The sequence below is a fragment of the Sorangiineae bacterium MSr12523 genome (assembly GCA_037157775.1).
In the GTDB taxonomy this organism is placed as follows: Bacteria; Myxococcota_A; Polyangia; order Polyangiales; family Polyangiaceae; genus Pendulispora; species Pendulispora brunnea.
In genome coordinates, this window is the sequence record CP089982.1 from 6,005,042 (window position 1) to 6,021,076 (window position 16,035).

General features: G+C 64.5%; 12 protein-coding genes. 8 read left to right on the forward strand and 4 right to left on the reverse strand.

The features are described from left to right. The first annotated feature begins 26 nt into the window (after positions 1–26). Positions 27–821 (forward strand): enoyl-CoA hydratase/isomerase family protein, encoded by a 795-nt coding sequence (locus LZC95_23045; protein WXA99680.1) that lies wholly within the window; start codon positions 27–29, stop codon positions 819–821. Here the strand turns inward: LZC95_23045 and LZC95_23050 are convergent, their stop codons facing one another. Beyond that, on the reverse strand, positions 822–1,250 hold the full coding sequence (locus tag LZC95_23050; protein WXA99681.1) for a hypothetical protein: 429 nt from the start codon (positions 1,248–1,250) through the stop codon (positions 822–824). A 116-nt stretch (positions 1,251–1,366) separates the two neighbouring features. Here LZC95_23050 and LZC95_23055 point away from each other — a divergent pair, with 116 nt between their 5' ends. Beyond that, positions 1,367–2,020, forward strand: coding sequence for a hypothetical protein (locus LZC95_23055; protein ID WXA99682.1), 654 nt, complete (start codon positions 1,367–1,369; stop codon positions 2,018–2,020). Between the two features lie 12 nt (positions 2,021–2,032). On the opposite strand, the gene LZC95_23060 is transcribed toward LZC95_23055, so the two are convergent. From LZC95_23060 to LZC95_23070, 3 genes are all read right to left on the reverse strand, one after another. Next, complete coding sequence (locus LZC95_23060) at positions 2,033–2,842, reverse strand: hypothetical protein (protein WXA99683.1); 810 nt, start codon at positions 2,840–2,842, stop codon at positions 2,033–2,035. Beyond that, positions 2,839–4,674, reverse strand: coding sequence for a DUF362 domain-containing protein (locus tag LZC95_23065; protein ID WXA99684.1), 1,836 nt, complete (start codon positions 4,672–4,674; stop codon positions 2,839–2,841). Before LZC95_23065 ends, LZC95_23060 begins: the two co-directional genes overlap by 4 nt. 167 nt (positions 4,675–4,841) lie before the next feature. After that, positions 4,842–5,348 carry a cupin domain-containing protein gene (locus LZC95_23070; protein ID WXA99685.1) on the reverse strand — a complete coding sequence of 169 codons (507 nt, stop codon included), beginning with the start codon at positions 5,346–5,348 and terminating at the stop codon, positions 4,842–4,844. Between the two features lie 63 nt (positions 5,349–5,411). On the opposite strand from LZC95_23070, the gene LZC95_23075 reads away from it, so the two are divergent. The 6 genes from LZC95_23075 to LZC95_23100 all read left to right on the forward strand — a co-directional run bounded on the left by LZC95_23075 (position 5,412) and on the right by LZC95_23100 (position 16,029). Continuing rightward, on the forward strand, positions 5,412–6,797 hold the full coding sequence (locus tag LZC95_23075; protein WXA99686.1) for an aldehyde dehydrogenase family protein: 1,386 nt from the start codon (positions 5,412–5,414) through the stop codon (positions 6,795–6,797). A 327-nt stretch (positions 6,798–7,124) separates the two neighbouring features. Beyond that, entirely contained in the window at positions 7,125–8,615 is a 1,491-nt protein-coding gene (locus LZC95_23080) for a hypothetical protein (GenBank protein WXA99687.1), read from the forward strand. Between the two features lie 1,002 nt (positions 8,616–9,617). Next, entirely contained in the window at positions 9,618–11,102 is a 1,485-nt protein-coding gene (locus LZC95_23085; GenBank protein WXA99688.1) for a hypothetical protein, read from the forward strand. A 149-nt stretch (positions 11,103–11,251) separates the two neighbouring features. Beyond that, positions 11,252–13,657, forward strand: coding sequence for a CehA/McbA family metallohydrolase (locus LZC95_23090; GenBank protein ID WXA99689.1), 2,406 nt, complete (start codon positions 11,252–11,254; stop codon positions 13,655–13,657). Between the two features lie 247 nt (positions 13,658–13,904). Further along, on the forward strand, positions 13,905–14,987 hold the full coding sequence (locus LZC95_23095) for a hypothetical protein (GenBank protein ID WXA99690.1): 1,083 nt from the start codon (positions 13,905–13,907) through the stop codon (positions 14,985–14,987). Positions 14,988–14,997: 10 nt separating this feature from the next. After that, on the forward strand, positions 14,998–16,029 hold the full coding sequence (locus LZC95_23100; protein ID WXA99691.1) for a tetratricopeptide repeat protein: 1,032 nt from the start codon (positions 14,998–15,000) through the stop codon (positions 16,027–16,029). The last annotated feature ends 6 nt before the right edge of the window (positions 16,030–16,035 follow it).

Genomic DNA, 16,035 nt, shown 5'->3' on the forward strand with positions numbered 1-16,035 from the left:
CTGGCGTAACGGGTTAGCTTCCATGCATGGGCACACTCGTCCACTACGCTACCGACAAAGGCGTCGCATTCCTGACGCTCACCGATCCACCGGTGAACGCCTACACCTATGAAATGTTCAAGGAGCTCGACGCCGCCATTTTGGAGGCGCGCTTCGACGACGACGTGCACGTCATCGTGCTCACCGGCCACGGCGAGAAGTACTTTTGCGCCGGCGCGAACATCAACATGCTTCGCGAGGCCGACGAGAGCTTCAAATACTATTTCTGCCTGCACGCCAACGAGACGCTCTGCAGGCTCGAGCAGACGCCGAAGCTGGTCATCGCCGCGCTCAACGGTCACGCGGTGGGCGGCGGGCTCGAAGTTGCCCTCGCCTGCGATCTGCGCGTGGCGCGCACGGGCCCCTTTCTCGTGGGCCTTCCCGAGGTAAACCTCGGCGTGCTCCCGGGCACGGGCGGCACGCAGCGCCTTGCGCGCCTCATCGGCCGCTCCAAAGCCATCGAGATGATGGCCGAGGGCCAGAACGTACCCTTCGAGGAGGGCGTGCGCCTGGGCATCATCAACAAATACTGGGAGTGCACGAAAATCGAAGACTTCCGCCGCAAGGTCGACGAGTACGCCCACGAATTCACCCCGCCGCACAAGGCGGCGTTCGCCGTGGGCCGCATCAAGCGCAGCGTGCAGAGCGGCCTCGAAATGAGCCTGCTCGAGGGACTCGCCTTCGAACGCGAGCTGCAGGCGGAGCTTTTCGCGAGCTCCGACGCCAAAGAAGGGCTCACCGCTTATACTGCCAAGCGGAAGCCCTCCTTCAAAGCGCGATGATTACTGGCCGCCGGGCAGGCAGAAGCCCGTCTGCGGGTTGCACTGCGCGCCTTGGATGCAGTCGACGGCGCTCTGCTGGCAGGGGAACGCGCACTTCTGGTACTGCGTGTTGCAGCGCGCGAGGCCGCAGGCCGAGTCATTCTGACATGGAAACGCGAGCGCCCCGGGGACGGCCATCTGGCCCGGCTGCGAGGGCTGCGTCGGCGTGGGGCTTGCACCCGTGGGGGCGGGCTGCGGGTACTGCTGCTGCGGATACTGGCCCTGCGGCTGCTGCCCTTGCGGGTATTGCCCTTGCGGGTATTGACCCTGCGGATACTGCTGGTACTGACCTTGCGGCGCAACCGGCTGAGGAGAGTCCTCTTCCTTCTTGCACGCAGCGATGATGACGATGCCCATGGCGACGGCGCCGAGAGTTCCCAAAGCCTTCATGAAAGTCCTCCGCAAAGTGAGGCACTAGGTAATCGTTGCGACGGCCATCGGTCAATCTTCGTTACAAATGTCACCTAAGCCACGGCTGCGTCGGCAGGGCCGTGCAGCTTGCTTTCATGGCGACTCTCATCGGGCCGTTGGCGTGCCTCGTGGCATGCCGGCAAGGTGATCCGCCCACCGCGGGTGTCTCGAGCGCAGCGCCCATCGCGACGATGGCGTTGGCCACACCGCCGCGGGCGCGGACCGACAAGGACGCATCCGCACCGCGCGATGCGGCGGCTCCGTCCCCTGCCCCCGATGCCGCGGTGTCCGACGATCCAAGCCTTCCGCAAACGCACGACCGCCCCAACACGGATGCGGCGTTCGATGCGCGGGTGCGTGCGCTGTTCGACGGGATCGTGAACGACGATCCCGATCGGGCCATGCCCTTCTTCTTCCCCTTGGCCGCCTACCAACAGGTCAAGGCCATCGCCACACCCGAACGCGATTGGAAGCGGCGCCTCGTGGCCAACTACGTGCGTGACATCCATGCCCTTGCGCAAAACCTGAAAGAGCTCGGCCCCGATGCGCGTTTCGCGCGCGTCGAGGTCCCGCGTCAGGCACGCTGGGTGGAGCCCGACGAGGAGTACAACCGCATCGGGTACTACCGCGTGTATGGCACACAGATCTTCTGGACCTCCCGCGATGGCAAGGAGCACGCGGTGCGTATCAGCTCGATGATCTCCTGGCGCGGCCAGTGGTACGTCGTGCACTTGACCGGCTTCAAGTAGCCGGTAAAGGCGCTAGGGAAACGCCACCTCCAAGCGGCCGATATCGAGCGTCCCGCCGTGGCTGCAATTCGGGGATCCGGAGCCCTTCCACTCCGTGACGAAGCTCCGGTCCGCGCGCGAGGGCTTTGCTTCGATCCATGCGGCATCGCCCTCGCCGCACCCCACCAAGAAACGCGTGCAGCTCGGCACCTCCGAGGCGCCCACCGCGCAATGGGTCAGGTAGCGCTTCTTGAACGCCGAAACGGTCTCGATGCGCTGGCCCGTGCCGGGAGCGCCCGTGTAGCCCTCGATGGAGACCGTCTCGGTGTGGTCGATCACGAGAAGCTGCCCTTCGCCGAGCGCCTCCAAACCGAGCGAGGCCACCTTTGCATCGACGCCGAGCTCCTCCATCGGCACGCCGTCGCGATACGGATCGTCCACGCGGGCGAACCAGCCCTTGCGGGTGCGAATGGCCAAACCGAAGGCTTTCCAGTTCTTGCCTTGTCCAGCGAGGTACATCTTCATTGGGAAAAGGCGCGCCTCGAGAACCGCTCCGCGGGGCGCAACGAGGCGCTGGCGCTCGGGCGGCTCGTCGGACCATCCCTGGCCGCGATCGCACCGGTTTCGCCCCTTGGCGAGGGCGTGGCACACGTCCTCTGGGAAGCGCGCGTACGGCCCGCGCAGGAGCTCGGCCTTGCGTGGCGTCACGGGCGCGGGTGGCGTCACGGGCGCAGGTGGCGGTGCGGCATCCTCCGTGGCGACCGGCACCGGTCCAGAGCGGGACTGGCACCCCGAGCCGAGCACCGCCACGGCCCCAGAAAGACCGAGTACCCAGCGGATCACGGATCGATCACCAAGGTGCCAAAAGCCTCCGGCACGTGGAAATTCGGAGTCTTCGTTCGCGCGGGGCTGAAGGCCAAATAGCGACGCGGCTTTTCTTTGCCCTCCATGCGAAAGATCCCGAGGGGCAAACGGGCGCCCGCCGAGAGGGCGGCGACGATTTCCGGTGCGGCAATCGCAACTTCGATGATGGCACTCTTAATGACAGGATCGCGGCTGGTGGCCATACGCAGGTTGCCCGACCATTTCGTATCCCACTTTCTCGTTTGTTTCTTTTCGCCTTCGGTCCACGTCAAAATATCGAAGTAGTGGCCATGAGGCCCTAATTCGATTTCCGCATAGCGCCTTGGGTTCTTGGGATCGGGCGCCAGGAAAAGCTCCACGCAGTTTTCTTGGTAGAGCCCTTCCCGCTCCACCTCGATGGGGCGCGACGTGTCGGTGTTCGGCTCCATCGACTCGAGCCGGTAAGCGGCATACAGCGCCTCGTTCGACCAGGCGAAGCGCACGCGCGTCACCACCCCTGTCGATGCGCCCGAGTAATCCGTGTCGAACGAGACCTCCGGCGCCTGCTTCCAAATGGCATCGTCGAGCTTTCCGTCGATCACCGGCGTGCCCTGGACGGCATGCGCCTCCGGCTTCCCTTCCGGTGCCTCGGGCTTCGCCTCGTCCGCATCCTCCGCCAGCGTGAAGCCAGCCATCGCGCTGAACGGCGCTTTTCGGGCCGCGCTGAAAAGAGCCGCGCCATCGCCCTTCACCGCGGGCGATGCGAGGTCCACGTCGAACTTCTTCGCGGCCACCTCCAGCAGCGGCGACGTGCGATGCCCGCCGAGCTCCCGCGCCAGATCGGCTCGGTCCCAGAAGCCGAGCAGCTGCGCCCCCACGCGATCGACCAAAATGGGATTCTCCCCGCCGATGGCGAAGCTCTTCGGGCTCGGCACGAGCGTCTGGAAGCCATCGCCCGCCATGGCCGGTGCGCCCTCCGCGAGCACCGCGTCCGGCGCCTCGATCTCGAGTACGTCGGTGATGCGCTCGGCGAAGGTTTCCAGCGCGGACACGTAGGCTTCCCGCGTCTCCGTGCCGCGCTTTTTCGCTTCGAGCCACGGATTGAGCTCGCGGTGCATGCGCCACTTCTGCCGGAAGACCGGCGCCTTGTCCGAAAGCATCACTGTGCCCTGCATGCATTTGATGCCCATCGAAAACACGGCGAATCGATGGGCCTTTATCTTGGGAAGCGAGAGGAAAAGCCCGTGATCGAGGTGCTCGGCGAGGATCTTCGGGACCATCAGCGTGGGAACGTGGGTGTTCTCCATCCCGGTAAGACCGATGGCCTTTCCCGGCTGCGAGCCTTCCACGTCGAAGACGCCATCGTCGTCCATGGCCACGAGCGGCACGTGCTCTTCGTCGGTCATCTTCTTGTAGCCAGAAACGTCGATCAGGCGCTCCCAGTCCGCGTGGGTGGCGCCCCACCCTTCGGCCACGGTGATGCGGGTGTGCCCGCGCCCGCGCAGGCAGCGAATGACGCCGCGCACGAACTCCGGATCTGTGATGCGCCCGCGCAGACCGTCGTCGCCGCCGCTCTTTTTCGGGTCCTTGAACCAATCGAAGCCGCCCAAGTTGGGCTTGAGCAAGACCGGCGTCTCCGGAGGGCGCATCGGTGCGGCGGCCTGGCAGATGCGCTCCCCGAGCTCACGGGCGCTTCCACCTTCGAGCACGGTGACGGGGACCGGAGCATGCAGGCGCGCGCGGTTGCGCGCACGCCACCGCGCCACATCGATCTTCTCGGCCTCCGCCACCTTCGCGCCCCCGCCGTCGTCGTGCACCGACGCCGCCGACACGAGATCCGGCGCGGCATCGAAAGCACTTGAAACACCTGAGGCATCTGAACCCTGCGAGGTGCTCGAGGTCGATGACGCCCCACCGCAGCGCGCGCACCCCGTCGACGCCAGCGCGCTGCACCATGCAAGCAAGCCAAGCCGGCCAACCAGGCAAAGGCGCGTGCGGATCACTCGTGCGACAGCCTGGAAATCAGCTCGATGTGCGCGGGAAAGGCGCGCGCCAGCGTGTCCTTCTTGGCGATCTCGAAATCCGCAAAATCGAAGCCGGGAGCCACGGTGCAGCCCACCAATGCGAATTCGCCGCCCTCCTTCAGCTCGGAGCTGAACCAACTCCGCGCGCCGACCACGGACTGAAACGACTCACCGCGTTCCGGATCGGCGCCGAGCGTGTGCGTGTGCAGCTTTCCATCTTCGCCAATCTCGTGCACCAACAACGCATCGCCCGCATAGAAGTGCCAGATCTCGTCGGATTGAATCCGGTGAAATGCAGAGTATTCGCCATTACGAAGTAAAAAATAAATCTGTGTCGCCGCACTGCGGTCGCCGGCGAAGCCTTCGGGCAGGGCGTCCTTTCGTACGGTCAGCGCCGCTCGATAGGTCTGACGATACGCGCCACCTTCCGGGTGGGGCTCGAGCTGCAAGTGCCGAATCCAGTAATCCGCCGTGTGCCTCATTGCCTGCCGCCTTTCCCGTTCCCGGCGTTTTCGCCTGGAATTTTTTCCCGTACGCTCCGCGCCATGACCACCCTCGACGTCGACAACCCGTACACCCTCGAATCTGCCTGCACGGTACCGCTTGCAGACGAAAAGCGCGTCAATGAAACGCTGGACCGGGCGCGTGCGGCCGCGCGCGCTTGGAAGGAAACCTCGCTCGACGAGCGCAAAGCCCTGGCGGAGAAAGCCATCGTCGCCATGGAGAAGGCGGCGGACACCATCCCGCAGGACATCTCGCGCATGATGGGCAAGCCGCTCTCGCAGGCCCAAGGCGAGCTGCGCGGCATGGCGGACCGCGCCCGATTCATGCTCTCGATTGCGGAGAGCTCGCTTTCCGACATCGTGCTGCCACCGAAAGATGGATTCGAGCGGCGCATCGTTAAAGAGCCGCTCGGGGTCGTGCTGGATTTACCTGCGTGGAATTATCCACTCCTCACCGCCGTCAATGTCGTCGTGCCCGCCGTGCTCGCGGGAAATTCAGTCATCGTGAAGCACTCGCCGCGCACACCCCTCTCGGGCGGCCATTTCGCGCGCGCCTTCGAGGCGGCGGGCGCGCCTCCTCACCTGGTGCAGGCGCTCGATTGCGATCATCCCACGAGCGAACGCATCGTCGGAGACCCGAGGGTGGACCACGTCGTGTTCACCGGCTCCATTTATGGCGGACATCGAATCGCTCAGGCTGCTGCTGGCAAATTCATGCACGTAGGATTCGAATTAGGCGGCAATGATCCGGCGTACGTCGCCGCGGATTGCGATTTTGAAAAGACGGTGGAATCGGTGGTCGATGGCGCCATCTACAATGCCGGCCAGAGTTGCTGCGCCGTCGAGCGCGTTTACGTGCATCGCTCCCTTTATTCGCGATTCGTCGAAGCGTGTGATGCCCTGGTAAGTGCCTACGTACTCGGCGATCCGATGGCGCCCGAGACCACGTTGGGGCCCATTGCGCAGCCAAATCACGCCGCGGAACTCGAAGCACTGGTCGAAGACGCCCGCGGGCTTGGCGCACGAATCGTGCGCGGTGGACGTGCTACCCGCGTTAACGGCAAAGGTCGATTTTTCCAGGCTACGTTGGTCGCCGACGTTCCGCGAACCGCGAAGTTGATGACGGCGGAATCCTTCGGTCCGATTCTTCCCATTTGCGCGGTGGATTCCGACGAAGAAGCCCTGGAGCGCATGAACGATTCGCAATTGGGCCTCACGGCGAGCGTCTGGACGACCGATCGCGAACGCGCCGCACGTTTGTCACGCAAACTTGAATTCGGGACGGTTTACATGAACAGGTGCGACGCTCTCGACCCAGCGCTACCGTGGATCGGTGTGAAGCAATCAGGACGCGGACACAGCTTGAGCGCGCTCGGTTTCGATCAACTGACGCGGCCGAAAGCGATTCATTTTCGCCTGAAATTCTAGGGTTTTTCTCCTGCGGGCAGCGCGTGAGTAAGCACGCGCTGCTCGCGCGCGTGCGATGCGCGCGTTCATCGAAATGTTGCAGCGACGAGAAAACTTCCGCGCTTCGGTCGTTTTCTTTGCGAAGGTCTCGCTGGGTGGCCATTCACATGTTTGAAGGCCGACGACGAATCCTGCTAGACAGCACGACGCGTAATTGGCATTGTGCGAATCATTCAGAAGCACCGCTTCATTCTGAAGCACCATAGGCGCACCGCGATAATACGATGTTAGGTATGTCAACCAACATCCGCGCGTCGTGCGGCCCATTACTACACAAGGAGACCTCCCATGAGGAAGATGTCAGCGAAGTTGGGGTTGGTGGCGTTGATTCTTGGCTCGTCCCTCGCGATGGGATGCTCTTCCAGCGACGATTCGCCGGGCAACACCGGATCGAGCAATGCAGCGCTGGTGAAGGGGCATGTAACCGCGAACGGTAACGGCCAGATCGCGTTGGGCCTCGCAGGTACGGCGACGGTCAACGCAGCGGTCAATGTGAATATCTCGGCAGTCGTCGACGGCGCCCTCAAGGTCGTTGCGACGGCGAAGGTGGACGCGGGTGGGGCATTCACCCTCACGCTCCCGGCTGATCTCAATGCGAAAATCCTGATTGTCACTGCGCTCGACGTGAACGGCAACGTCATTGGCTCCTCGATCCTCGAGGCCAAGGCTGACATCGCCGCCGCGGGCAACATCACCTTCGCCGCCCCGATCTCGACGGAGACGTCGCTCGAGGCGAAGGCCCTCCTCGACCTCCTCATCAACGCCAAGATCGACGCGAACCTCGCGGTGCAGGTTGCCGCGCAGCTCCACGCCGCGATCGACGCGAACCTGTCGGCCAAGCTCTGCGCCGCCATCAACGCGGGCGCCAACATCGACGTCGTCGCTCACGCCGTTGCCAAGGCTGCGGTCATCGCGAACGCGGCGCTCGTTGGTGAGCTCCAGGCCAAGGCGAACATCGACATCGACGCGCTCGTCAAGGCGCAGATCGACGCCGCCGCCTCGCTCAACGCGTCGCTCGACGCGAACGTGAACGCCGACGCGAAGGTCGATGCGACCATCCAGGCGAACCTCCAGGCCAGCCTCGACGCGGCCGCGAAGCTCGATGCGGCGCTCAACGCGGATCTGAAGATCGACGCCAAGGTCATCGCCGATGCGAAGGCCCACGCGAACCTCGTGCTCAATGCGGCCCTCGGCGCGGCGCTCGATGCCTCCGTCAAGGCGGATATCCAGGCCTCGCTCGATGTCGACGCGAAGCTCACGGCGGATGTCAAAGCCAATGCCAAGCTCGAGATCAACGCGGCCGCCAAGGCTTTGGTCGAAGTTCTGACCAAGAAGGGCGCGAGCCAGAACCTGATCACGGCGGTCCTCGATGCGGCTGCCAGCGTCAACGCGGAACTCGACGCGAAGGTCAGCGTCAGCGCCGTTCTCGAGGCGCAGGCCTCCTTCGCCGCCAAGATCGACGCGGAAGTTCGCGCCCAGTTGAAGGGCCTCCCGATCCTCGGTGACGTCCTCACGGCGGTCCTCGACATCGTGGGTCACATCAACGCGAACCTCGAAGCCCACCTCAAGATCTGCCTCTCGGCGGACGTGAGCGTGAAGGCGAAGTTGGACCTCGCCCTCAAGGCCATCGCGGACATCAGCGCGAAGCTCGATCAGGGCATCAACGTCGACGTGAAGGCCGAACTCAACGCGGCTCTCTCGGGTCTCCTCGACGTCCAGGCGAACATCAGCCTCGCTTGCCCGGGTGGCGGCGGCGGTGGCGGTGGCGGCACGAAGTGAATGAAGTAGCAGCACCCCTGATGCAGTAAATGTAGTTAGGTAGTTGCCAATCCGGTTGTCTCAGTAAAAATCGGCCGGATCTTCGGGCGCCTCACCCGAAAGGTCCGGCCGGTTGTTTTTCCATCGTTCATGTACGTACAAGCATCCTTTGGGCGGATGTTCGACGCCATGAATGATCCGTGTGAAGTCGGCATCCAAGCTCGCGCTGTTCGTTACAAAAAACGTTCGCTCCGTTTGAACGGACGACGGGAGCTTGGATCCGATGATGATGAAGATTGCCACCGATGGAAGATGCGACGCGCATGACAGCGCGATCAGGCTTCCAACGGTGGGATATGTAAAAATATTTTCGCACTTTCGACGTCCTGTTGCGGTTGCGTTTCCGCCGCACTGAGCTAGTTTGGGTGGACAGTCGTTCGGCATGCTGAAGGCACATCCCAGCGCCGTTCTAGGTACCGCTGTAGGTTGCGGCGCCAGAATCGGAGCGATGTGCACGTCGATTCAGCGGCGAGCGAGAGCAGTACATGTCGGTCATTGGCCGACATGATAATTTGGTCATTGAAAAGTTTGTAACGGCTGACAGCAATTGTCCGTCATTCGTGATCATCCGAATGTCACGTTGCGGCTGCTCGCCAATCCCAGATTACCGATTGGATTGTGCCGAGTGGCGAGGCACGCAGCGTGCAATCTCCACAATCGATAACTACGCATTACGCAGACAATTGAATCAGCGAAGGCCCGCTCGAGGCGCGGACCATGATCGCCAGATCATTCGCAAGCACTCGCTGGAATGACGCGGCGTTCAATCGCTGGTGATAGGCAGTTTTAACCCCTGAGATTCAACTTAACGCCCAATTAAGGAGCGAACTCATGAAGAAGATTTCTTCGGCGTGGAGCATGCTGGCATTGGTTCTCGGAGTTTCCGTGGCCGGTTGCTCTTCAGGGTCTGACGATTCGGATAAAGGAAAAGACACGAACTCGGGAAATTCAGCTCTCTCGATCGTGAATGGCCACGTAACGGCCGATGGTTCAGGAAGCGTCGATCTGGGTTTGGCCGGGTCGAAAACGCTGGATGTAGCCAAAACCATCAACATTTCCAAACTAGGTGCCGCGGGTGAGTTGACCAGTGTGGTCACCGCTACGCTCGACGCCAGTGGTGGATTCAGCGCAAAAGTTCCGCTGGACGCGAAAGTGCTCATCGTGCAAGCACTCGACGCATCCGGCAAAATCGTAGGGTCGTCGATTCTCGAAGCGGCAGGAAAAGCAGCAGGACAAGTGGTCCTCGCGGCGCCGATTTCGACGGAGTCGTCGATTGAAGCACAAACACTAATCGATATTTCCGGCTCTCTTTCCGGTGCACTCTCTGGCTCGGCTTCGCTCAGCGCAAGCCTCGCAGCCGAGGTGCGCGCGCTCGTCAGTGCGGATCTCGCGGCGTCGCTCTCGGCAGCGATTTCTGCGGGCGCCAATGCGCAGGCGATCATTCACGCGGTGGCCAAAGCCGCGGTGGTGGCGTCGCACGCGCAAGCTCTGACCATCTCGAGCCAGGGCGTGAGCTTGGACGTGAATGCGCTGGGTGAGCTGGAAGCCAGCGCGGCGCAGGCGCTCAATGCGGTTCTGGAGGCAAAGGGCTCGGTCGATGCGGCGGCGAAAGCGGCGGCGCAAATTTCGGCGAGCTTGGACGCGGCGCTGAAGGCAACGGGCTCGGTCTCGGGATCGGCCGTGGCGGAACTCTCTGCGCAAGCGCATGCCGCGGCGAATCTGACGTTCCACGCGTCCCTGCAGACGTCGCTCAAGGCTACGCTGGATGCCGCAGTCGATGCATCGGCGGAGCTCAAAGCGTCGCTCGAAGGGGCAATTTTCGCCTCGCTCAAGGCGGCGGCCACCCTCGAGGCGAACCTCACGGCGAAGGCCATCGAAGCCGTCATCAAGGCGAGCGGCGGCGCGGAAGCTTCGCTCAATGCGACCTTGAATGCGGCGCTCGAGGCGACGGCGAAGCTCGAGGGATCCATCTCGGGCGCGGTGGACGCGGCGGGCATTGCGCAGGCCCGCGCGGACTTCGTGGGTGAAATCACGGGCAGCATCAAGGGCTCGGCGTCGGGCACGGGTGGTCTCGTCACCACGCTGCTCGGGACACTGGCCGGCACGGCCAAGGCGACCATCGACGGCGTCATCAAGGCGAGCTTCGAGGCTACCGGCACCGTGGAGGGCAAGTTGAGCGGGACGCTCGATGCCAGCCTGGAGGCAGCCCTCAAAGCGGTGGCGGACGTGAACCTCGACGCCGGCGGTTCGGTGTCGGGCAACCTGGATGCGGCGCTTTCCGGCGTGATCAAGCTGTTCGGCGACCTGTCGAAGACCCTCGACCTCAAGGTTCCGGACCTGACGAAGATCACGGGTGTGACGCCGGATCTGGCCAAGGCGATTACGGATCTTCTCACGATTACCCAGGGCACGCTCCGCGGCGTGCTGCCGACGAACGGCGGCAAGTAATCTAGAAATATCCGTATATCCATCACCGAGGAAGAACGAATCCCCCAGTTGGGATTCGTTCTATCCTCTTTTTGTATTTCGATATCCGTCACGCTTGCGTCTCGATGACGTCATGACGGTGGACCGCTTCGGCGGTAGCCTCGCAGGCCATGATCACGCATCTTCGCTGGCTGGCCTTTGCTTCCGTGGCGGTGATGCCCGGCTGCAGCGGCTGCCGGGGATCCAAGGCCGCGCCGATCGAGCACGTCGAGGCGCGGGTGGAGCCGCTCGACAAGCCGGGAACGGCACCGCGCGTGTACGGACGGAGCGGCGATCTCGTTCTTCACGGTACCCGCGACACGTCGATCACGGTGGCGACGGCGGCGGACCTTCCCAACCATCGCCCGCTGCGCGGATCGATCCTCGACGTGGGACTCGCGGGGGCGGGCCCGTCGGATCCGCTCTTGTGGTGGCGCGCCGCATGGGTCGATTCCGGGCAGAAGCTGCACCCGCTCGTGGCGGCGGACGTGAGCACCCGAAGGTGCCCGGAGGGCAGCGATGGCGTGCACATCGAGGGCGACGTGGACGCCGTTCATCTCGCGACGGATCTTTGCGCGCTCGCGGACGGGCGCTACCGCGTGAAAACATTGGCGACGGGACTGCCGGCCGGTGCCACCCTGGCGGACGATTTGAACCCGGGCCCGGTCGACGCGGTGATCGATCGGATGGGGGCCGAGTGGCAGGGCGACGTGACCACGCGCTTCGTGGCGCTCGCCGGGTATGGCATCGGTGTCGCGCTGGAAGCGACCGGAATGCGCGCGCGTAGCCGGCGCGTCCGGGCCACGGGGACGATCTCTCCCGCGCCCATCACGTTGCTCCATGAAGGTACGGAGGCGACACGGCTCCTCCATGTGGTGCGCGGGGATGCATTGGACGCCCTGGCCGCCCTTCCCTTCGCAACGCGCACCGCCACCATCGGGCTCGCCGATGGGCGCCCAGGATTTCTCACGGTGCGCGACAACGCCGACCGACTCCTCGTCAGCGGTGTCCTCCCCGCGGGCGGGCCGCGCACGATCAAGCTGCCCGATGGGCTCGGAGAGACGCTCACCGTGCGCGATGCCGATGGCGTGCAGGCGCCACGCGCAGTGCCCATCGCGGAGGCCGCGTCGCCCGCCCTGGTGGCCATTGCCTCGGGACGCGTGGCGCTGCGCTTCACGGATGGCCGCGACGCGCCCGTGCCGGCCCACGTGCTCTTCCGCGGCCTCGAGGGTACGCCGGATCCTGCGCCCGAGGTGACGGGGCGCGCGTACGCCGGCGGGCGCTCGGTGTACCTGCTCGATGGATCGGGGACGGTGCACCTTGCGCCGGGCAAGTACAAGGTCACGGCGACGCATGGGCCGACGTATACGCTGTCGAGCAAGGAGATCGACGTCGCTCCGGGCGGTGAGCAAACGGTGGCCGATCGCCTGACGGCGGTGGTCGATACGCACGAGTGGACTGCGGCGGACTTCCACTTGCACTCGGCGCTGAGCCACGATTCGTCCGTCTCGCTCCAAGCGAGGCTCGCGAGCCTTGCGTGCGAAGGCGTCGACCTGGCGGTGGCCACGGATCACAACCACGTCACCGATTACGAGCCGGTGGCGCGCGAGTTGAACCTGACCTCGCAGCTTGCCACGGTACCAGGCGTCGAGATCACGTCGGCGGGCGCGCGGCTGTGGGGGCACTTCAACGCCTTTCCCCTGCCACCGCCCGGCAACGCCGCCCCCGAAGAGGTGGCGCCTCCGTATTACGAGATCCTGCCGAAGGATCTCTTCGCCAAGGCACGGGGTGCGGGGGCACGTGTGGTGCAAGTGAACCATGCGCGCATGCCGCCGAACATCGGCTACTTCGATCTCGCGCACCTCGATGCGGCGACGGGGCATGCCGATCCGGACTTCGCGGACGACTTCGATGCGCTGGAGGCGTACAACGGCTTTTGGATCGAGAGCCCCGACAAGGTGCGCGAAGGCGCGCGCGATCTGGTCGCGCTCGCACGGCGCGGCAAGCGCCCCATCGCTACCGGAAACAGCGACTCGCATCGCCTGCTGTACGAGGAGGCGGGCTACCCGCGAACGTACGTGCATACGGCCGCGGGCTCGGCCTCCGATCGCGCCGTGCGCACCATCGAGGCGATGCTCACCGGCGACACGACGGTCAGCTCGGGCCCTTTGGTGGTGCTGACCGTGGAGGGAAAATCACCGGGCGCCGTCGTTCGACCGAACGCGAACAAAGAGGTCCGCGTCAAGGTGCGCGTCTTCGCACCGGCATGGGTACCGGTCGAGACGATCGAGATATGGCGCGACGGCGAACCCGTGCAGCACTTCACCGCGAGTCCCGCGCACGATGGTCTGCGCTTCGAGCGCGAGACGATCGTCAAGGGTCTGCAAGACGATGCCGTGATCCTCGCGTGGGCGGAGGCACGCACGCCGCTCGGTGATGTACTGCCGAACCCCGATGCACGCGCGATCGGTTTTTCCGGCCTCGTCTACGTCGATGCCAACGGCGATGGTCGTGTCAACGTCCCCGGGAAGCGCTGAGCACCGCACGCGCGCGCACCTCGGCTGACGCTTCTTTGCCTACAGAAGCGCGAAGCTCACGCGATCTCGATCTTGGAACGATTCATCCATGGAGCTAGGTTGATGTAAAAGAGCACGTGAGGCATGGCGGCTCGTTTGCTCGCGTGCGCGTCCAAGGGGGAACGTAGACATGGGTGCAGTACTCCCATTGTGCAGGGCTTTCTTTCGTAGCGGGGGAGCGCTGATGCTTGCATGCACAAGTGCGTGCATGTTGTCGTGGGACACGTCGTCGACTCAGGCGGGGCTCGATACGGAACGGAAAATCCGCGGCACGATTTCGGGGCTCGCCGGTTCGGGTTTGGTGTTGACGAACCTATCCGGAGACGAGGTGTATCCCGCACCGGGCGACACGTCGTTCGAGTTTCGCATCGGCAAAGGCCAGGGCTATGCCGTGACGGTGAAATCGCCGCCGCGTTCGCCGGTGCAGAATTGCGTGGTCGCCAACTCCGTGGGCACGTCGAGCGGCAACGAAGACGTGACCAACGTCGTCGTCGTGTGCACCACGCTCGGGTTCACGGTGAATGCCGAGGTGCACGATTTGATGGGATCCATGGCCCTGTCGAACGGCGTGGACACCTTGGTGGTGCAGCGCGACGGGCTGCAAGCCTTTCCGCCCCTGCGTAAGGGGCAAAGCTATGCGGTGACCATCACGTCGCAACCGAGCAACCAGCAGTGCACCGTGACGGGTGGCAGCGGCGTGATGGACGAGGCGGACGTGCTCGTGCCCATCCGCTGCATCGATTCGTTCGTCGAAGGCTTCGATGCGTCACAGGTTCTTCCCGCGGGATGGAAGGTCGCCCTGATCACCGCGTCGGGCAGCACCCTCTGGCATGTGTCCAACGATGGTGCCGACTCGGCGCCGAATTGTGCGCGCATCGCGGGAGCGTCGACCGCGCTCGATACGGCGTTGGTGAGCCCTCCGATTGCCATCGTGGGCGACAACCCGCAGGTGAAGTTTCGTCATACCTACGTCGCGGAGGCCGGGTACGACGGCGCCGTGCTGGAGATTCAGATCGACGATGGTGGCTGGGCGGACATCGTAGCCGCGGGCGGGAGCTTTTCGTCGGCGGGGTACACCGGCATGATCAGCAGCGGGTTCGGAATCCGGCCTCCCCTCGCCGGCCGGGACGCTTGGACCGGAAACTCGGGGGGTTACGTCACCACGGTCGCCAATCTTCCGCCAAAATTGGCGGGAAAGAAGGTGAACTTGCGATGGCGCTGGGGAAACGACAGCAGCGGCACGACCGCCGGGAGCGGCTGGCGCATTGACAATATCGCCATCTACCGTTGAACATTCGCGCATGCTTCGGCGCATGGGGTTGGTGCTTGCGGTGTGTGCATGGACGTTGGGCACGGTCTCGATGCCGTCCATTGCCAGCGCGCAGACGGGCGATGCGGCAGCCGCGCAGACGGCGTTCGATGAGGGGCAGGCGCTGATGAAGCAGCGCCGCTATGCCGAGGCATGCGCGAAGTTCCAGAGCAGCCACCGCATCGATCCCAGGCCGGGCACGGCGCTCAACCTGGCCGATTGCTACGAGCAAAACGGACAGCTGGCGAGTGCGTGGGCGCGCTACGTCGAGGCCTCCGAGATGGCCGCACGCGAGAACCAACGCGAGCGCGAACGGTATGCGCGCGAGCATGCGAAGGCGCTTTTGCCCAAGCTGGCGAAGCTTTCGGTCAAGTCGAATGGGCTGCCGTCCGGTGCAGTGGTCAAGCGCGACGGGGTCGTGATCGACATGGCGATGCTCGGCAGCGCGGTGCCGGTCGACGCCGGCGAGCACACGGTGGACGTCGAAATCGATGGAAGGCCGGTGTGGTCGACCAGCGTGAAGGTCACGCCGGCGACGAGCGCCGAGGTGCAGGTCCCCGACAAGAACGATCCTCTTTGGGCGACTGCGGCGCCTCCACCGTCACCGGCCAAGACGGCCGAGCGGCCTGCGCCCGCGACCCCGGCCGAGCCCGCGCCTCCCCCGCCGCAGGGGAAAACGTGGTCGACGCAAAGGACGCTTGCCGTGGTGGCCGCCGGCGTTGGCGCGGTGGGGCTGGGCGCGGGCACGTTCTTCGCGCTCAGTGCGAGTTCGAAGTGGTCCGACGCGAAAGATGGCTGCCAGCCCAACGGCTGCCCGCGCGACAGCGTCGACAAGGGCGACGACGCGCGGAGCCAGGCCAACGTGGCCACGGCGGCGTTCATCGTGGGCGGCTTGGCGCTAGCTGGCGCGGGTGTCCTCTGGTTCACAGCGCCCTCGTCGGAGCGCGGGGCGGGCGTGGGCGTCGTCCCCATGGGGGATGTGCGCAGCGGCACCGCCGGCTTGATGGCGCACGGCCGTTTCTAGAGCCAG